Here is an 18,562-nt window from a genome sequence, read left to right on the forward strand (position 1 = left end):
GAGCGGGGTGAGTAGGAATCACGGCTTTTGTCCGCCCCCGCCGGGCACGCGACCTACCATCTGGCGTGTGGGAGCATTCGCAGTACAGCAGCAGACGGCCGTGCGCCCCGGCGCCAAGGCCGGGTACATGCACGAGATCGACGGTGTGCGCGGCATCGCGCTCACGCTCGTCATGCTGTTCCACGTCTTCGGCAACGGCCGGGTCTCGGGCGGGGTCGACGTCTTCCTCGTGCTGTCGGCCTACTTCCTCACGCGCAAGCTGCTCGGCTACTTCGACCGGCCCGAGCCGGGCGGCGGGCGCAAGCGACCTGCGGCCTGGCTGCGCAAGCACTTCATCGGCGTCTCGACGCGGCTGATCCCGAGCTCGGTCATCGTGCTCTCCGCGGTGCTGATCGGCACCTGGCTGTGGGTTCCGGCGACCCGGTACCTGCAGACCTTCCGCGAGGTGTTCGCCTCGGCGCTGTATTACGAGAACTGGGAGCTCATCTCGTCGCAGCTCTCGTACGGCGCCGCGGGGCCCGATTCGAGCCCCGTGCAGCATTTCTGGTCGCTGGCCGTGCAGGGGCAGTTCTTCCTGGTCTGGCCGTTCCTGGCGCTCGCGCTCTACGCGGCCTTCGGGCGCCGCAGGGGCGCCGGCGCCGGCGATGCCCGTGCCGCGGGTGCGGGCGGCTTCTCGTTCCGAGCGGTGTTCCTCGCGACGACCGTCGTGCTGACGGTCGTGTCGTTCGTCTGGGCGCTCATCCTGGTCGATGCCGATCAGACCGTCGCCTACTTCAACACGTTCAGCCGGTTCTGGGAGCTGGGTGCGGGGGCGCTGATCGCGTTCATCCCCGCTGCCTTCTGCGCTCGGTCGTGGGTGCGGGAGGGCGGCATCTGGGTCGGGCTCGGCATGATCCTCGTGTGCGGCTTCATCTTCGACGGCGCGCGCGAGTTCCCGGGGGTGCCGGCCCTCTGGCCGGTGGGGGCGTCGCTGCTCGTGCTCTTCGGCGCGACTCGCGGCGCCCCCGACGGGTGGGCCGCGCGGGCGCTCAGCGTGGGCCCCGTCAAGTTCCTCGCCAGGATCACCTACCAGCTGTACCTCTGGCACTGGCCCGTGCTGGTCTTCACCATGCGCGCGCGGGACGAGACGTCGGTGGGCTGGGACGTCGCGATCTTCGTGGCGGCCGTGTCGTTCGTGCTCTCGATCCTCACCGAGCGGCTCGTCTCGTCGGTCTCGCGACGATCGCTGCAGGAGTGGTCGTGGCCGCGGGCCGCCGCCGTGCCCCTGGTGCCCCTCATGCTGCTCTCGACGGTGACCGTGGGGTGGGCGCAGGCCGTGAACCAGCAGCGCAAGGCGGATCTCGCGGCGGCCGCTCAGCTCTCGCCCGAGCAGGTCGGGGCGGGCGCGCTCGCCGGCCCGCACCCGGCGGTGCGGGTCGATCCCGAGGCGCGCTTCCTGCCCACGCCCACATCGGCCTTCATCGATCTCGCCCCGATCTACCACGAGGGCTGCATCCAGTCGCACCGCGACGAGCCCGGGGCGGGCGAGGTGCTGGTCTGCGACGTCGACGACTTCGGCGCCGAGCGCACGGTGGTGCTCACCGGCGGGTCGTTCTCGGTGCAGTGGTATCCCGCGCTGCGCAGCATCGCCGAGCAGCACCACTGGCGCCTGATCGTCATCGAGAAGGACGGCTGCCGGCTCACCACCGAGCAGACCGGGGACACCTGCAGCGACTGGAACGGCGACGTCATCCGCACGATCGCGTCGTATGATCCCGACCTCGTCTTCACTCTCGGCAGCGTCGTCTCCTTCGAGGCGGACACCCCGGAGGAGATTCCGACGGGCATGGTCGAGCAGGTCGAGAAGCTCGGCGAGCTCGGCATCGAGGTGGTGGGGATCCGGGGCACCCCGAAGTTCCCCTTCGACGTGCCCGAGTGCCTCGTCGAGCACGGGGGCGATCCCGAGGCCTGCTCCCTGCCCCGGTCGCAGAAGCTCGCCTCCGACTTCTTCGAGACGCTGGCGGCCGATCTGCCGGCGAACCTCAGCATCCTCGACCTCTCCGACGCGCTGTGCGGGCCGGCCGTCTGCGAGCCGATCGTCGGCAACGTGCTCGTCTACCGCGATGACGGGCACATGACGAGCACCTACGCCCGCACCACCGAGCCGGCGCTGCTCGAGGCGCTGCGCGAGGCGGAGCCGCAGCTCTTCTCGACACAGCCCGCGACGAGCTGACGCGCGCGGTCGTTCCGCGCGGGCGGGAGCGACCGCGCGCGTCAGTTCGAGTGCGAGGGGGCGCTGGGCGGGGGCGGGGCGGCCTCGGGGATCCCCGCTTCGCGCAGCAGACGCCTGTCGCGGGCGGCGACGCAGACGCGCAGCAGCACCGCGAGGCCCACGCCGACGCCGGCGCCGGTCGTGTTCGCGACCACGTCGAGCACGCTGGCGAACCGCTCGGGCAGCAGTGCGAACTGCGCGATCTCGACCGCCGCCGAGAACCCCGCGCCGAGCAGCGCGGCGAGCCAGGCGCGGCCGAGCGGCAGCAGCAGCGCCGCGAAGAATCCGAGCGGCACGAACATCACGATGTTCGCGGTGAACTCGAGCTCCGCGTAGCCGAACCTCTCGGGCACGCCGAGGCCGTGCAGCAGAGCGAGCGCCTCCCGCACCAGCGCCCGGTGGCCGCGATCGACGGGAGCCGGGTTCAGTGTGACCGCCGTCACGAGCGTCGCTCCGGCGAGCAGGCCGAGGATCCCGGCCCACACTCGGGCGGTGACCGCCGGCCGGCGCGGGGCGACCGCGGATCGAGTCGCGGGCGGGGCGGCGCCGCTCACCGCCAGGGGCGGTGCGTCGGCGCCGTCGCCCGACACGGGGTCACAACCCCGAGTAGGCGTGCAGGCCCTTGAAGAAGACGTTCACGATCGTGAAGTTGAAGATCACCGCGGCGTAGGCGATGACGTTCAGCCACGCCGAGCGGGTGCCGCGCCAGCCGCGCGTCGCACGCGCGTGGATGAAGCCGGCGTAGAGCACCCAGATCACGAACGTCCAGACCTCCTTCGTGTCCCAGCCCCAGTAGCGGCTCCAGGCGCGCTCGGCCCAGATCGCACCCGCGATGAGCGTGAAGGTCCAGAACACGAAGCCGATGATCGCGAGGCGGTAGGCCAGATCCTCGAGCCGCACCGCCCCGGGCAGGCTGCCCATGAAGGCGAATCCGCCGGGCTCCCCCGCGGCGACGCGGCTGTCGCGACGGGTTTGCAGCAGCTGCAGGATCGAGAGCCCGAACGACAGCGTGAGGAACGCGACGGCCAGCACGGCGACGAGGATGTGGATCACCAGCCAGTACGAGTCGAGCGCGGGCTGCAGGGGCACGATCTCGACGTAGTAGTTGATCTTGGTGATGCCGAGGAACAGCACCGTCATGCCCGTGATGAGCGTGCCGAGGAAGCGCAGGTCGACGAAGAACTGCACCAGCAGGAAGACGAGCACGATCGCGCACGTCGCCGTCAGCGCGAACTCGTACATGTTGGCCCACGGCACGCGCTCGGCGGCGATGCCGCGCAGCACGGTGGCGCCGAGGTGCAGCAGGAAGGCGAGCACGGTGAGCGAGAAGCCGATGCGCAGCGAGCGGGAGCGGGGCTGCTTCGTCGCGGTGCGGGCGGCGGACGCGGTGCGGGTGAGCGTCGCGACGCCGCCGGCCCCCGCTGCCGCCTGCCGCGCATCGCCGCGCACCGCCTGCTGCGAGGCGTCGCCGCTGCGGTTGGCGAGGTCGACCGCGTAGAAGACGAACGCGATCGAGTACACGATCATTGCGGAATACAGCGCGATCGTCGAGTAGTGTTCCAGCTCACTCAGCACAGTGCATCAGGGTACCCTGCGTGCCTGGGAACTCACGGGCGCCGGCCCCGGCCCCCGCCCGACCGGCCGGGCTCAGTCGCGCTCCGTCACCTCGACCGTGAAGGTGAGCGGCTGGATGCCGCCCTGCTCGTTCGTCATGGTGACCTCGGTCGAACCGGGCGAGAGCGCGGTGACGCCCGGATTGAACTCGGCGCTGTCGCCCACGCGGCCGGGGGTGAACTCGGCGATCCCGGGATCGGCGACCTCGCCCGCGTAGCTGTCGACCGCGAGGCTGTCGGTGTTGATGTTGAGCACCTGGCCGACCACGAGCTCGACGCGCGCGCCCTGCAGGTCGTTCGCGCTCATCGTGACGGGCGCGATCGTGTCCTTGCCGATCGGCTCGGAGGCGGTGCCGCCGCCCGAGTCGTCGGCGGTCTCGGCGCTCCCGCCGCAGCCGGCGAGCGTCAGTGCCAGCAGGGCGGCGGCTCCGAGAGCGGCCCAGTTCTTCGTTCTCATGGCATCAGTGTGGCATCTCCGCAGCGCGCCCCCAAGCGGCCTCGGCGACTTCGCAGCATCGGGGGCGAGACGCACCGGCCGGCGTCCGGGCCACCGACCCCGGCGGCGGTTCCCCGCATCGAGTCCGAGCGCCGCCGATCCGCAGCTTCCCCGCACATCGAATCATGGTTAACATTGGACACTATCCAAGAGTTGTCCGGAGATCACCTCCCGGACCCGCGCACGACAGGGGAGCACCATGAGCATCACCGGCACCGGCATCGACACCGCCGAATCGACGGCCGACGGCCCACGACCCGGCGGCTGCCCCGTCGCGCACGCGGGCGGCACGAGCGCGGCGAGCACCTCCGGAGCCGCTGCGGGAGCCACCGCGAGCACTCCCCCCGCCGACGACGGCTACTTCGGCCCGGGCAGCGTCAGCTGGCGGCTCTTCTCCGACCCCAGTTCGAAGCTCGGCGGCGTCGCCGCGCTGCTGCTCCAGTCGCTCAACCCGATGATGATGCGCGTGTTCGACGGGACGAGCGGGTACGCCTCGGACGCGGAGGGCCGCGCCGAGCGCACCGGCAGGTACATCGACACGACCGTCTTCGGCGATCGGGCCCACGCCGACGCGGCGGGCGAAGCGGTGCAGCGGCTGCACGCGGCGAGCGTCTGGACCGACCCGCGCACCGGCGAGGAGCTGCGCGCAGACACCCAGGAGTGGCTCGCCTGGACCCACAACGCGATCGTCTACGGCGTGCTGCGCGCCTCCGACGCCTTCGGTCCGACGCTCACCGTGGCCGAGCAGGATCGATTCGTGGTCGAGCAGCACGAGGCGGCTCGCATCGTCGGCATCACCGACGCATCGCTGCTGCCGGGCAGCCGTTTCGAGCTCGACCGCTACATCGACGACAACCGCGGGTGGATGGCGCTCACGCTGCCCGCCGCCGAGCTCTCCCGAGAGCTGCGCGCACCCGCGCTCCGCGGAAACCCGGTCAAGGTGTGGGCCGCGGTCAACATCCAGGACGGCATCCTCTCCCTGCTGCCCGACTGGGCGCGGCTGCTGTTCGGCGTCGAGGGACGCCCCATGAGCCTGCGCGCCGCCGCGCGCGTGACGCGGCGGCTCACCGCCGCAGCCCGCGCGGGGCGCTCGAGCGAGGACCTGATCTCCGAGGTGGCCGAGCGCGTGCAGACCCACCCCTATCGCAAGGTGCGCCGGCGCTGATCCCCCGCTCCGGGCCCGCACCCCCCTGGTCGACTTATCGGCATCGCCCCGCGACGACCGTGAGCCCCGCGAGAACGGCGGCGCCGCAGCCGCAGTCCGCGCACGGGGCGCCGGGCCCGCGCACCCGCATCGCCATACACTGAGACCATGCAAATCGAGACACCGTCCAAACCCGGCATCTGGCGCGAGAGCGCGACGCTGTTCGCCCTGGGGTGGGGTCTCGTGCGCTCGGGCGGGACGCGGCTGCTCGGGCTGATCCTCGTCTCCCAGCTCGTCATCCTGGGAATCGCGCTGCCCGTGATCGGGTGGCTGTTCCGCGAGGCACTGCGCGCGAGCGGCATGACGGGCCTCGATCTGGGCGCCCTCGCGCCCGGCCGGGGGCTCCCGCTCACGATCGGGCTGATCGCGGTGATCATCGCCCTCGCGTTCTGGCTGATCTCGCTGCAGTTCACCGCTCTCGTGGTGCTGCTGCAGTGGCCCGGCATCGGCTGGCGGGGCTTCGCGGCCGAACTCGGCCGGGTCGCGCGCAAGCTGCTGCGACCGAGCTCCCTCCCGCTGCTCTGCTACCTGTTCCTGCTGCTGCCCCTCACAGGCTTCGGCTTCACCTCGACCTTCACCCGGGGCATCGCGATCCCCTCGTTCGTCTCGGGCGAGCTGCTCAAGAGCGCGTCGAGCGCGGTCGCGCTCGGAGCCTTCCTGCTGGTGCTCGCGGTGCTCAACGTGCGCCTCTCGCTCACCGTGCCCGTCTTCGTGCTGACCGACGGCGGGCGGGCGTCGCGGTGCAGTTGGCGCCTCACCCGCGGCGTTCGGAGCTGGCTGCCGCTCGTGCTGGCGGTCGCCGCCGTGATGCTGCTCGCCGGGCTCGCGGCGCTCGCGCTGACCGTGGCCGCCGTCGTGCCGACCGCGCTGACCGACGAGCTCGCACCCGGCGCCTCACCGTTCGTCGCGGCCTACTCGCTCGGGGCGGCGCAGGTGATCGGCTTCCTGCTCAGCGGCCTGGCGACGGCGTTCGTCGCGTCGATCCTGATCATGAGCGTGCGGCGGCGAGCCGATCGGCTCGCGCCGGGCGTAACGCTCGTGGATCGGACGCGGCCCGCCCCCTCCCCCGAGGGCCGGCCCGCGCGTCGATCGCGGCGCCCGGCGCTGCTCGCCGGCGCGATCGCCCTCGTCACCGCGCTCGGTCTCGGCACGGTGGCCGTCGACACCATGCAGCGGCTCTCCGACGCCCCCGAGACCCTCGTGCTCGCGCACCGCGGCTTCTCGGACGGCGGCGTGGAGAACACCCTCGGCGGGCTCGATGCCGCGCACGCCGCGGGCGCCGACCTCGTCGAGATGGACGTCATGCAGACGGCCGACGGCGAGTTCGTCGCGATGCACGACGCGACCCTCGGCCGTCTCGCCGGGCGGCCCGACGCCGTGAAGGATCTCACCCTCGCCGAGCTGACCGCGATCACCGTGCACGATCAGCACGGGCACGAGGATCTCATTCCGAGCTTCGCCGACTACGTGACGCGTGCGCAGCAGCTCGGCATGCCGCTGCTCATCGAGATCAAGCTCGGCGGCGCCGACACCCCCGACCACGTCGAACGGCTGGTGGCCGAGCTCGAGGCGCTCGACGCGCTCGAGAGCAACATCTACCACTCGCTCGACGCCCCGAGCGTGGCCCGCCTGAAGCAGCTGCGCCCCGACCTCACGGTCGGCTACACGATGGCGTTCGCCGCTGTCGCGGCGCCCGACACCCCGGCCGACTTCATCGTGCCCGAGGAGTGGAGCGCGACCGAGCAGCTGCAGCGGTCGGCTGCCGAGTCGGGCCTCGGCTTCATGGTGTGGACCCTGAACGACGAGGCCGGCATGCGAGAGCAGCTGCGGCGCAGCGCCGATGGCATCATCACCGATCACCCCGACCGGGTGCTCGCCCTGCGCGCCGAGATGCAGCAGGAGACCGGGCTGGCCGACGTGCTGGTCGACGCCGTCACCCGCTTCGTGAAGGTCGTCTAGGCGCGGGCTCTCCGCGCACGGCCTAGACCCCGAGCACCTGGCCCTCGAGGCGCGCGTAGCTCGTCTCCATGCCGTCGACCATGCCGGTGGCGAGGATCATCTCGCGGGTCGCCTCGTCGGGGTAGGTGATGAGCAGCGACAGCAGGGTGCCGCCCTCGACGGGGGTGAGCGTCATCTCGTTGATCGTCTCGGCGCTGTTCGCCGCATCGGGGTCGTCGGGCGTCCACATCGCCTCGGTCGTGACCGAGCGGTACGGCGCCGACACCTCGCGGGCGACGCCGGTGAACCCGAACCGCTGGCCGTCGGCCGTGTTCTCCCAGCCGCTGCGGTACCGCTCGCCGGCTTCGGCGGCGACCTCGCAGATCGGCATGGTCCAGCCGTCGGGGCCGAGCTGCCAGCGCCGCAGCAGTTCGGGGTCCATGTGCGCCCGCCACACCTGCTCGACCGTGCCTCGGATCACCCGAGAGACGCGGGCCTGGCGGTCGCCGATCAGCTGCAGCTCGGTGCCGCGTCCGGCGGCGAACGACGCGAGATCCTCGACCACGGCGTCGATCTGCCCCATCGCGGCGCTCATGCCCTCGACCATGCCCATGCCCTGCAGCTGCTCGAGCTCGTCGAGCGAGCCGAAGTGCGTGGTCGTGGTGAGTCGCGAGCCGAGCGCGGTCTCGGCGAACTCGAACACCATGCGCATGCTCGGCAGGTCGGGGTTGGGCGTGCCGTCCTCGTGGGCGAAGCCGTCGCGCACCTCGAACGAGTGCGGCGCGTCGACGGCGTCCCACTCCCAGTAGCCGCAGCTGCGGTCGCCCTCGGGGCCGGTCATGTAGTACTGGCTGAGCCCGCCGGGGTGGGCGTCGTGACGCAGGAAGGTGGCGGGATACTCGGGCGGCCCCCAGAAGCGCTCGATCTGGCGCGGGTCGGTGTAGGCGTCCCAGAGTCTGCGCACGGGGACGGTGAAGTCGGCGATCACGGTGAGGGTGAGCGCTTCGGGATCGGTGGTGACTGCGGTGATGGGCATGATTCGGGCCTTTCGTGGTGCGCCGTGCGGGACGCGGGTGGGGGTCGGCGCCGCGTTGCGCCGGCCCGGGGTCAGCTGGCGGGCGGATCCTCGGCGAGGAGCGCGTCGAGACGTTCGATGCGCCCGCGCCAGATCTGCTCGAAGCGGCCCAGCAGCTGCTGGGCGCGGCGGATGGTGTCGGGGTTGCCTCGGATGATGCGCTCCCTTCCTCGGGGGATGCGTTCGACGAGGTCGGCGGCCTCGAGCACGGCGATGTGCTTCTGCACGGCCGCGAACGACATCTCGTAGCGGTCGGCGAGTTGCGAGATCGACGCCTCTGCGCCGAGCGTGCGGCGCACGATGTCGCGGCGCGTGGCGTCGGCGAGCGCCCGGAAGACGCGGTCGACCTCGGCGTCGTCGAGTTCGCCGATGGCGGTGGGCTGGCGGTCGGGAGCGGTCTTTATGAGCGCCTCCTCAATATGAAACCATTTAGTTGCATATTAAGTCACGCGGGCGCCCGGGTCAACCCCGGGCTCCCCGCGGCTCCCGCTTGCGCAAGCGAACTCGGCACCCGCCTCGTGCGGGGCTGTTCGGGCGCGTCGCTACTCGGCGGCCGGCGCCTGGGGGGACTCGGGGGCGGTTCCGCTCTTCGCCGCCCGGCGCTTCGCCCGCCACGACGAGAACGCGCGCCACATCTCGACCAGGATCGGGATGCCCGGGATCAGCACCAGCACGATGATGAAGACCTCGCTGTACTGCTGCACGAACGGGATCTGCCCGAGGAAGTAGCCGAGCAGCGTCACCCCCACCGCCCAGAGCAGCCCGCCGACCGCGTTGTAGACGACGAAGCGGCGGTACGTCATGTTGCCGACGCCCGCCGCGGCGGGCACGAACCCGCGGATGATCGGCAGGAAGCGCGCGATGATGATCGCCTTCGGGCCGTGCTTCTCGAAGAACGCGTGCGTGCGCGCCACGTTCTCGGGGTTGAAGAGCCGACTCTTCGGGCGGTTGAAGATGGCCGGGCCGATCTTGCGGCCGAGCATGAAGCCCATCTGGTCGCCCAGGAACGCGCAGATGAACAGCACCGTGCAGGTGATCCAGATCGGGATGTCGATGATCGGCACGCCGCCCGGCCCGGTCGCGCTGAAGAGCCCCACGGTGAACAGCAGCGAGTCGCCGGGCAGGAAGGCGAGCACCACCACGCCGGTCTCGAGGAACACGAACAGGCACGCGAGCACGAGCGCGGCCCAGCCCCCCGCCTCCAGCAGCGTCTCGGGGTCGAGCCAGTCGATGCCGAGCAGCGCGGGGACGACGAGTGCGCTCAGCGAAGAGGAGGTGAGAGTCACGTGTGGGGCTCTGCTTTCGATCGGATCAGGCGGGCACGACGCCTTCTAGTATGCCCGCCGCTGCTGTACGACCACTCCCGATGCGGAAGCGCCCGCGCCGCCGAACCGACGGAGGCCCCGGATCGCGTACGCTCCGGGGCCTCCGTCGGACGCGCGGCGGTCAGGCCCGCTCGGCCATCTCCACCACGTTCTGCAGCAGCAGCGCGCGCGTCATGGGGCCGACCCCCCCGGGGTTCGGCGAGACCCAGCCCGCCACCTTGGCGACGCCCGGGTCGACATCGCCCACCACGCGGCTCTTGCCGGTCTCGGGGTCGGTCTTGCGCGAGACTCCCACGTCGAGCACGATCGCGCCGGGCTTCACGTGCTCGGCGGCGACGATGCCCTCGACGCCGGCTGCGGCGACGATCACGTCGGCGCGGCGCAGCTCGGCGGCGAGATCCTTCGTGCCGGTGTGCGTCAGCGTGACGGTCGCGTTGTACTCGCGGCGCGTGAGCAGGGGGCCGATCGGCCGGCCGACGGTCACGCCCCGACCCACGACCACCACGTGCTGACCGGCCCACGACAGGCCGTTGCGCTCGACCAGCTCGATCACGCCGCGCGGGGTGCAGGGGAGGGGGCTCGTGATCTCGGTGTTAGCGTTGAGCACGAGACGCCCGAGGTTCGTCGGGTGCAGACCGTCGGCGTCCTTGCCGGGATCGATGCGCTCGAGGATGCGGTCGGTGTCGATGTGCTTCGGCAGCGGCAGCTGCACGATGTAGCCCGTGCACTCGGGATCGGCGTTGAGCTCGTCGAGCACCGCCTCCAGCTCCTGCTGGGTCACCGTCTCGGGCAGCTCGCGCTTGATCGAGGCGATGCCGACCTCGGCGCAGTCGCGGTGCTTGCCCGCCACGTACCACTGCGAGCCGGGATCCTCGCCCACGAGCACGGTGGCGAGACCGGGCACGATGCCGCGCTCGCGCAGCGCGGCCACCCGCTGCGTCAGCTCGCTCTTGATCGCGGCGGCCGCGGCCGTGCCGTCGAGGATGTTTGCAGACATGACTGACTCCTCTTGTGAGCCGTGTCCGGGCCCGTCGATGGGCGGCGAGCGCCGCCCGCTTCGACGGGCCCGGCGAACGGGTTTACCAGGTCTCGAGGCCGGGGTACAGCGGGAAGGCCTCTGCGAGCGCGGTGACCCGGGCCTTGAGGGCCTCGATGTCGCCGGACTGCTGCAGGGTCTGCGCGATGATGTCGGCCACCTCGGCGAACTCGGCGTCGCCGAAGCCGCGGGTCGCGAGCGCGGGCGTGCCGATGCGCAGGCCGCTCGTGACCATCGGGGGCCGCGGGTCGAAGGGCACGGCGTTGCGGTTGACGGTGATGCCCACCGCGTGCAGCGCGTCCTCGGCCTGCTGGCCGTCGAGCTCGCTGTGGCGCAGGTCGGCGAGCACCAGGTGCACGTCGGTGCCGCCGGTCAGCACGTCGACGCCGGCGCTCTTCGAGGCCTCGCTCGTCAGGGACTCGGCCACGAGCTTGGCGCCCGAGAGGGTGCGCACCTGGCGATCCTTGAACTCGTCGGTGGCGGCGAGCTTGAAGGCGGTCGCCTTGGCGGCGATCACGTGCATGAGCGGGCCGCCCTGCTGGCCGGGGAACACGTTCGAGTTGAGACGCTTGTAGATCTCGAGGTCGTTCGTGAGGATGAAGCCCGAGCGGGGGCCGCCGATGGTCTTGTGCACAGTCGACGAGACGACGTGGGCGTGCGGCACCGGGTTGGGGTAGAGGCCCGCGGCGACGAGGCCCGCGAAGTGCGCCATGTCGACCCACAGGGTCGCGCCCACCTCGTCGGCGATCTCGCGGAACTTCGCGAAGTCGAGCGTGCGGGGATAGGCCGACCAGCCGGCGATGATCACCTTCGGCTTGTGCTCGAGCGCCTGCTCGCGCACGACGTCCATGTCGATGAGGAAGGTCTCGGGGTCGACGCCGTAGTGCGCGACGTTGTAGAGCTTGCCCGAGAAGTTGAGCTTCATGCCGTGGGTGAGGTGGCCGCCGTGGGCGAGCTCGAGGCCCAGGATGGTGTCGCCGGGCTCGGCGATGGCGCTGAGCACGGCGGCGTTGGCGCTCGCGCCCGAGTGGGGCTGCACGTTCGCGTACTTCGCGCCGAACAGCGACTTGGCGCGCTCGCGGGCCAGATCCTCGGCGACGTCGACGAACTCGCAGCCGCCGTAGTAGCGGCGGCCCGGGTAGCCCTCGGCGTACTTGTTGGTGAGCACGGAGCCCTGCGCCTCGAGCACGGCGCGGGGCACGAAGTTCTCGCTGGCGATCATCTCGAGGGTGCCGCGCTGGCGGCCGAGCTCGTTCTTGAGCACCTCGGCGATCTCGGGATCGACCGCCTCGAGCGGCTCGTTGAAGAATGCGGACTGGGTGGACATTGTGTGCTCCTTCTGTCTTCGTCTCCGTGGCACACGGAGATTCCAGAGAAATACGACCCAGGCGAGCGGCCAATTGATGCGAAACGTCGTTCCCCGATGGTGTCCCATCTGCACGCCAGTCACGACAGCCATCAGTTTAGCGCGGATCCACTACCCTTGTACTCCGTGAGCACCAACACGATCGCCCCCGCAGAGACCACCGACAGCACCCAGTGGGTGCTCACCCTCTCGTGCATCGACGGTCCGGGCATCGTGCACGCGATCAGCGGGGCAATCGTCGCCGCCGGCGGCAACATCGCCGAGAGCCAGCAGTTCGCCTCGGCGGACACGGGTCGGTTCTTCATGCGCCTGCAGGTCGAGGCGGTGGCGCAGCCCGAGACCTTCGAGCAGCGGTTCACGGGCGCCCTCGCGCCCGTCACCGAGCGCTACCACATGACCTGGCGCCTCGACACGGTGGGCCGTCCCGTGCGCACGCTGCTCCTCGCCTCCACCGCGACCCACTGCGTCAACGATCTGCTCTACCGCCGCCGCGCGGGCCAGCTGCCGATCGAGGTGCCCCTCGTGCTCTCGAACCACGAGACCATGCGCGACATCGCCGAGTTCTACGGGGTGCCCTTCGAGCACCGCCCCATCGCGGGCGCCGACGACAAGGCCGCGTTCGAGCGTCGCGTGCTCGAGGCCGTCGAAGAACTCGACATCGAGCTCGTGGTGCTGGCCCGCTACATGCAGATCCTGTCGCCGGAGCTGTGCGAGGCGCTCGAGGGGCGCGCGATCAACATCCACCACTCGTTCCTGCCCGGGTTCAAGGGCGCCAACCCCTACAAGCAGGCGCATCAGCGCGGCGTGAAACTCATCGGCGCGACCGCGCACTTCGTCACCACCGACCTCGACGAGGGCCCGATCATCGAGCAGGACACCACCCGCGTCGACCACTCCTATTCGCCGCGCGAGCTCGTGCAGCTGGGGCAGGACATCGAGGCGCGCGTGCTGCGGCACGCGGTCAACTGGTTCGCCGAGAACCGCATTCTGGCCGACGGCGACCGCACCATCATCTTCCAGTAGCGGGTCGCGGCGCGTTCGGCGCCGACGGCCTCGCCGGTCCGGATCCGGCCTCCTCGCGCACGGCTGCGAGTTCGGCCCGCAGACCTGCGAGCAGCGCGCGGAGACCCAGCTCAAACGCCGCGTCCGCGGGCCGCTGCCCGGCGGCCGCGAGCGCCGCACGCCGCGCTTCGTAGGCGACGGCGAACGCGGGCACGTCGGTGCGGGGGCCGGGATCGAGCATGTCGTCGGCGGCGGCGAGATCGAGGGCCGAGCCGAGTATGAACGATTCGAGCGCGACGAGCGCCGTGAGCGCGCGATCCCGCGGCCAACCGGCCCGCAGCATCGCGGCGATGACGGCCTCGTACATGCGCGTCGTCGCCGACTCCTCGGCGAGGGGCAGCACCGCGAGCAGCGCGACCGTCGAGGGGTGGGCGGCGAAGGCGACGCGGTAGTGGTGGGCCCATTCCTCGAGCGCCTCGTCCCACGGCTCGTGCTCGAACACGCCGGTGGGAATGCGGTCGCTGAGCAGCTCCCGCACCCCGGCGATGAGCTCGGCGCGGCCGGCGACGTGGTTGTACAGCGCGGAGGGCCGCACGCCGAGCTCGGCGGCGATCGCGCGCATGCCGGCGCCGTCGGCACCGCGTTCGTCGATGAGCCGCAGGCCGGTCTCGATGATGAGGCGTCGCGAGAGCACGCGCACGCTCGGCCGTCCGGCCCTGCGTCGCGCCGGAGCGGGCCGTTGGGGGGATCCCGCCCCGTCGGCTGCTGCTGCCATCGCACTCCCCCTCCGTCGCCGGCGCCGCTCCGAGCCGCCCGTTCGCGGCGGTGAGCCGCGGCGCCCCGCGGCTGCCGCGCACCGGTCCCGGTTCACGCTAGCGCAACGCCCCGTTCCGTACTATTCTCGACGCGGCACCCGAAAAGAACCCCGTTCATTTTGCGTGCCGCGTCGCGGCGAGAGCGATTCGTCGCGAGGCCGAGCACACATCGAAGGAGATCCCGTGGCCGCTGCCCCCGACGCCGGCACCGCCGCTCGGCGCGCCGCTCTCGCCTTCGCAGCCCCCACGCAGAGAAGGACGCACCCATGAGCCTCACGATCTTCACCGGCGGCACCGTGATCGTCGACCCCGCGGGCGAGCACGGCCCCGTCACGACCACCGCGATCGCGTTCAGAGAGGACCGAGTCGCGGCCCACGGCGCGGCGGCCGAGGCGCTGGCCTCGGAGCCGGGCGCGGTGCGCGTCGACCTCGCGGGCGGCGTGCTGGCGCCGGCGCCCGGTGACGGCCACGCCCACCCGCTGCTCGGCGGGCTCGAGGCGCTCGGGCCGAACGTGCGCGACGCCTCCGATCTCGCGGGCATCCTCGAGGCCGTGGCGGCGTGGAAGGCCGAGCATCCCGAGACCGAATGGATCGTGGGCGGCAGCTACGACGCCACCTTCGCCGAGGGCGGCCTCTTCGACGCCCGATGGCTCGACGAGGCGACGGGCGACACCCCCACGATCCTGCGCGCCTGGGACTACCACACCGCGTGGGCCAACTCCGCAGCGCTGCGGGCGGGCGGCATCACCGCCGAGACCCCGGACCCCGCCCTCGGACGCATCGTGCGACGCGAGGACGGCGCGCCGCTCGGCACCCTGCAGGAGGCCGCGGCGAACGACTTCCTCGCCGACGTCGTGCCCCCGTTCTCGCTCGCGCAGCGGGTCGCCGCCCTCGAGCAGGCCACCCTCGGGTACGCCGCCCAGGGCACCACCTGGGTGCAGGACGCGTGGGTCGAGCTCGACACCCTGCCCGTCTACGTCGCCGCAGCCGAATCCGGCCGCCTGCACACGCGCCTCAATCTGGCCTTCCGCGCCGACCCGGCCCGCTGGCGCCGGCAGGTCGAGGAGTTCGTCGCGGCCCGCGCCGAGGTGCGGGCGCTGGGCGCGGATCGCCTCACCGCGGAGACCGTCAAGTTCTTCGCCGATGGGGTGATCGAGAGCCACACGGCCGCCATGATCGCCCCCTACGCCGACCGTCCCGACGAGCGCGGCCTGCCGAACTGGACGGCCTCGGAGCTCGCAGAGGCCGCCGCCGCGTTCGACGCCGAGGGGTTCCAGCTCCACATCCACGCCATCGGCGACGCCGCGAACCGCGACGCCCTCGACGCGCTCGAGGCGGCGATCCGAGACGATCCCGCCCGCGAACGGCACCACGTCGTCGCGCACGTCGCCGTGCTCGATCCCGCCGACATCGCACGCTTCGCCGAGCTCGGCGTCATCGCCAACTTCGAGCCCTACTGGGCGCAGTGCGACGCCGTGATGCGCGACCTCACGATTCCGCATCTCGGCCATCCCCGCGACGAGTGGCAGTACCTCATCGGTTCGGTGCACCGCAGCGGCGCCACCGTGTCGTTCGGCAGCGACTGGCCCGTGACCACGCGCGACTGGCGCCCCGCGCTCTCGACCGCGATCACGCGGCACAGCCACGCGGAGCCCGGCGCCCCCGCCTGGCTGCCCGCCGAGCGCGTCGACGCGGGTACCGCCTACGCGGCGTACACCTCCGGCATCGCCCGCCAGGCCCTTGCGGGCGCGGATCGCGGCACCCTCGAGACCGGCCGCATCGCCGACGCCGTGTGGCTCTCCGCCGATCCGCTCTCGATCGCCCCCGAGGCGATCGCCGACCTCGCCGTGCACGGCACGTGGCTCGCGGGCGACGAAACATATCGGGCGTAATCTTCATCACAACCGCTTCACTCGATTCAAAGGAGACACTGTGAGCGATTCATCCCAGCCGCATCTCAAGCGGGCACTCGGCCTCACCGGCCTCACGCTGTTCGGCGTGACCTACATGACGGTGATCACGGTCTTCACGACCTACGGCATCGTCAACCAGGTCACCGACGGCCACCTCCCCGCGGCCTACGTCGTCGCGGTCGTCACGATGCTCTTCACCGCCGCCAGCTACGGTGCGATGGTGCGCCGCTACCCCGTGGCGGGCTCCGCCTACACCTACTCGCAGCAGTCGTTCGGCGGTGCCGCGGGCTTCCTCACCGGCTGGGTCATGCTGCTCGACTACCTGTTCATCCCGATGATCAACTTCATGCTCATCGGCATCTACCTGAACACGCAGTTCCCCGCGATCCCCGCGTGGATCTTCACCCTCGCGGCGCTGCTCATCGTGCTCCTCTTCAACGTGCTCGGCATCACGCTCGTGAACCGGGCCAACATGGTGATCATCGCGCTCTCCGTGGTGCTCGTGGTGCTGTTCATGGTGCTCGCCTTCAAGCACTCGCTCGGCGGCAACACCGAGATCAGCCTCATCGAGCCTTTCACCTTCGGAGAGGGCGGGATCGGCGCGGTCGCCTCCGGCGCCGCGATCCTCGCGCTCTCGTTCCTCGGCTTCGACGCGGTCTCCACGCTCTCCGAGGAGGCCAAGCGGCCCCGCAAGGACATCCCGCGCGCGATCGTGCTCGCGACGATGGTGGGAGGCCTCTTCTTCATCCTCGTCTCGTGGGCCGGCGCCATGGCCTACCAGCCGGACTGGGAGTCGCTCACCGCGGGCGAGGTCGACGCCGCCGGCGTCACGGTGATGAACAACATCGGCGGCGAGGCGTTCACCGCGTTCTTCGTCGCGGTCTACGTGGTGGGAGCGTTCGGCTCGGGCATGACCGGCCAGGTGTCGGTCTCGCGCATCCTCTACGCGATGGGCCGCGACGGCATGCTGCCGAAGCCCCTCTCGCGTCTGCACCGCCGCTTCGGCACCCCGATCGTCGCCGCCGTCACCGTGTCGGTGTTCGCGCTGTCGAGCCTCTTCCTCTCGCTCGACACCGTGGCGTTCATGATCAGCTTCGGCGCGCTCGCGGCGTTCGCGATGGTCAACCTGTCGGTGATCCGCACCTACCTGTTCCCGAAGGGCGGCCGCAAGCAGCCCCTCACCGCGCGCGAGATCCTGACGCACGGCGTCGCACCCCTCATCGGCTTCGGCCTCACCATCTGGCTGTGGACCTCGCTCGAGCCGGGCACCTGGCTCGTGGGCGGCATCTGGCTCGTGGTCGGCGTCATCATCATCGCGATCGTGACCGGGGGCTTCAAGCGGCCCGTGCCCAAGATGGACTTCTCCGAGAACGACCCCACCACCGAGCAGATCGACCAGCTCGGCGAGGAGTACCCGATCGACCCGCGCCGCTGACGCGTCGCCGGCCAGAGGGGCGGTCGCGGGGGTTCTCCCCCGCGACCGCCCCTCTGCGGTCAGCGCAGGTGTTCGACGTCTCCCGCGGAGACCGTGAGCACGCCGCCCGTCGGCAGATCCACCACCAGCGAACCGTCCTCCGCGAGCCGTCGCGCCCGGCCGTCCACCACCTCGCCGCCGGGCAGATGCACCCGCACCTCGGTGCCGAGCGTCAGGGAGTGCCGCGCCACGCGGGCGCGGGCGGTGTCGGGGTCGCTCGCGGCGAGCGCGATCAGCCGCAGCAGCTCGGCCGCGTAGGCGGCCAGCACACGATCCGCGAGGTCGCGGCCCACCTCGTCGGCGAGGGTCGGATCCGCACCCGCCCCGCCGCGCCCGTCGGCGCCCGCGCTCAAATCGGCGCCCGCAGTCACATCGGCGCCCGCGGCCAGCAGCGAGGTGGCCCGCTCCGTAGGCAGCTCCCACTCGGGGATGAGCAGGTTGATGCCGGTGCCCACCACCACCGCCCCGTCGGGCAGCATCTCGCAGAGGATCCCGCAGAGCTTCTTCCCCGGGCGGCCTGCGATCGCGTCGTCCTCGTCGCGCACGTGCACGTCGTTCGGCCACTTCACGCCGACGCGCAGGCCCTCGCCGAAGAACGGCTGCAGGGCCGCCGTGGCGGCGGACCCGGTGATCAGCGGCAGCCAGCCGATCCCGAGCCCCTCGAAGCTCCGGATCAGCAGCGAGGCCGCGATCGCGGTGTCGGGCGGTGTCACCCAGCCGCGGTCGAGCCGACCGCGGCCCGCCGTCTGATCCGAGGTCGCCAGCAGGGTGCCGTGGGGCAGCGCGCCGCCTCCGGCGCCGGTCGCGAGCGCGCGCAGCTCGGCGTTCGTCGAGGGCGAGCTCTCCCGCCAGATCACCTCGGGCAGAAGTTCGCGCGTGCGCCGCAGTTCCATGCGCACCACGCTACCCCCTCGCCCCGCCCGGCCCGCACCCCCGCCCGCGAGCCGCTCCCCCGCAAGCAACACCGCCCAACACCGCCGCGTTTCGTATGGAATCGACTACGAATTTCCAGCTCAGTTGGAGGTGTCCATGAACCATCCGTCAGAGGCCCGCG

At 71.5% G+C, this 18,562-nt stretch carries 16 protein-coding genes and 1 riboswitch; of the genes, 6 read left to right on the forward strand and 10 right to left on the reverse strand.

Features of this window, described 5'->3' with window-relative positions:
* Nucleotides 1-67 precede the first annotated feature (67 nt).
* Nucleotides 68-2,212 (forward strand): acyltransferase family protein, encoded by a 2,145-nt coding sequence (locus Leucomu_RS12280; RefSeq protein ID WP_128387390.1) that lies wholly within the window; start codon nt 68-70, stop codon nt 2,210-2,212.
* A 41-nt stretch (nt 2,213-2,253) separates the two neighbouring features.
* Here Leucomu_RS12280 and Leucomu_RS12285 read toward each other — a convergent pair whose 3' ends face one another.
* The 3 genes from Leucomu_RS12285 to Leucomu_RS12295 form a co-directional block, all read right to left on the reverse strand.
* A complete protein-coding gene (locus tag Leucomu_RS12285; RefSeq protein ID WP_128387391.1) occupies nt 2,254-2,841 on the reverse strand; it encodes a VanZ family protein in 588 nt (195 codons plus the stop codon).
* A 4-nt stretch (nt 2,842-2,845) separates the two neighbouring features.
* Entirely contained in the window at nt 2,846-3,778 is a 933-nt protein-coding gene (gene ccsB, locus Leucomu_RS12290; protein ID WP_128387868.1) for a c-type cytochrome biogenesis protein CcsB, read from the reverse strand.
* A gap of 120 nt (nt 3,779-3,898) precedes the next feature.
* Nucleotides 3,899-4,321 carry a hypothetical protein gene (locus Leucomu_RS12295; protein WP_128387392.1) on the reverse strand — a complete coding sequence of 141 codons (423 nt, stop codon included), beginning with the start codon at nt 4,319-4,321 and terminating at the stop codon, nt 3,899-3,901.
* Nucleotides 4,322-4,559: 238 nt separating this feature from the next.
* Here Leucomu_RS12295 and Leucomu_RS12300 point away from each other — a divergent pair, with 238 nt between their 5' ends.
* Together Leucomu_RS12300 and Leucomu_RS12305 are read left to right on the forward strand one after the other, a co-directional pair.
* Entirely contained in the window at nt 4,560-5,525 is a 966-nt protein-coding gene (locus Leucomu_RS12300) for an oxygenase MpaB family protein (RefSeq protein WP_128387393.1), read from the forward strand.
* Nucleotides 5,526-5,672: 147 nt separating this feature from the next.
* Nucleotides 5,673-7,523 carry a glycerophosphodiester phosphodiesterase family protein gene (locus Leucomu_RS12305; RefSeq protein ID WP_128387394.1) on the forward strand — a complete coding sequence of 617 codons (1,851 nt, stop codon included), beginning with the start codon at nt 5,673-5,675 and terminating at the stop codon, nt 7,521-7,523.
* A 22-nt stretch (nt 7,524-7,545) separates the two neighbouring features.
* Here Leucomu_RS12305 and Leucomu_RS12310 read toward each other — a convergent pair whose 3' ends face one another.
* From Leucomu_RS12310 to glyA, 5 genes are all read right to left on the reverse strand, one after another.
* Nucleotides 7,546-8,538, reverse strand: coding sequence for an SRPBCC family protein (locus Leucomu_RS12310; protein ID WP_017883695.1), 993 nt, complete (start codon nt 8,536-8,538; stop codon nt 7,546-7,548).
* Nucleotides 8,539-8,609: 71 nt separating this feature from the next.
* A complete protein-coding gene (locus Leucomu_RS12315; protein WP_017883696.1) occupies nt 8,610-8,981 on the reverse strand; it encodes an ArsR/SmtB family transcription factor in 372 nt (123 codons plus the stop codon).
* 138 nt (nt 8,982-9,119) lie between these two features.
* On the reverse strand, nt 9,120-9,863 hold the full coding sequence (locus Leucomu_RS12320) for a VTT domain-containing protein (RefSeq protein WP_017883697.1): 744 nt from the start codon (nt 9,861-9,863) through the stop codon (nt 9,120-9,122).
* A gap of 160 nt (nt 9,864-10,023) precedes the next feature.
* Nucleotides 10,024-10,899 carry a bifunctional methylenetetrahydrofolate dehydrogenase/methenyltetrahydrofolate cyclohydrolase gene (locus Leucomu_RS12325; protein WP_128387395.1) on the reverse strand — a complete coding sequence of 292 codons (876 nt, stop codon included), beginning with the start codon at nt 10,897-10,899 and terminating at the stop codon, nt 10,024-10,026.
* Nucleotides 10,900-10,981: 82 nt separating this feature from the next.
* The gene (gene glyA / locus Leucomu_RS12330; protein WP_128387396.1) at nt 10,982-12,265 is read right to left on the reverse strand and encodes a serine hydroxymethyltransferase; all 1,284 of its coding nucleotides are present in this window, start codon (nt 12,263-12,265) and stop codon (nt 10,982-10,984) included.
* A gap of 48 nt (nt 12,266-12,313) precedes the next feature.
* Nucleotides 12,314-12,398: riboswitch (ZMP/ZTP riboswitch) on the reverse strand.
* A 23-nt stretch (nt 12,399-12,421) separates the two neighbouring features.
* On the opposite strand from glyA, the gene purU reads away from it, so the two are divergent.
* Complete coding sequence (gene purU / locus Leucomu_RS12335; protein ID WP_017883700.1) at nt 12,422-13,327, forward strand: formyltetrahydrofolate deformylase; 906 nt, start codon at nt 12,422-12,424, stop codon at nt 13,325-13,327.
* On the opposite strand, the gene Leucomu_RS12340 is transcribed toward purU, so the two are convergent.
* Entirely contained in the window at nt 13,314-14,081 is a 768-nt protein-coding gene (locus Leucomu_RS12340; protein ID WP_228407103.1) for a TetR/AcrR family transcriptional regulator, read from the reverse strand. The two genes, purU and Leucomu_RS12340, sit on opposite strands and share 14 nt — an antisense overlap.
* 306 nt (nt 14,082-14,387) lie before the next feature.
* On the opposite strand from Leucomu_RS12340, the gene Leucomu_RS12345 reads away from it, so the two are divergent.
* Both Leucomu_RS12345 and Leucomu_RS12350 read left to right on the forward strand, forming a co-directional pair.
* Entirely contained in the window at nt 14,388-16,013 is a 1,626-nt protein-coding gene (locus Leucomu_RS12345; RefSeq protein ID WP_128387397.1) for an amidohydrolase, read from the forward strand.
* 40 nt (nt 16,014-16,053) lie between these two features.
* A complete protein-coding gene (locus tag Leucomu_RS12350) occupies nt 16,054-17,469 on the forward strand; it encodes an APC family permease (protein WP_128387398.1) in 1,416 nt (471 codons plus the stop codon).
* Between the two features lie 59 nt (nt 17,470-17,528).
* Here Leucomu_RS12350 and Leucomu_RS12355 read toward each other — a convergent pair whose 3' ends face one another.
* Nucleotides 17,529-18,401, reverse strand: a complete 873-nt coding sequence (locus Leucomu_RS12355) for a biotin--[acetyl-CoA-carboxylase] ligase (RefSeq protein WP_128387399.1) — start codon at nt 18,399-18,401, stop codon at nt 17,529-17,531.
* Between the last annotated feature and the right edge of the window lie 161 nt (nt 18,402-18,562).

The organism is Leucobacter muris, assembly GCF_004028235.1.
Taxonomy (GTDB): domain Bacteria; phylum Actinomycetota; class Actinomycetes; order Actinomycetales; family Microbacteriaceae; genus Leucobacter; species Leucobacter muris.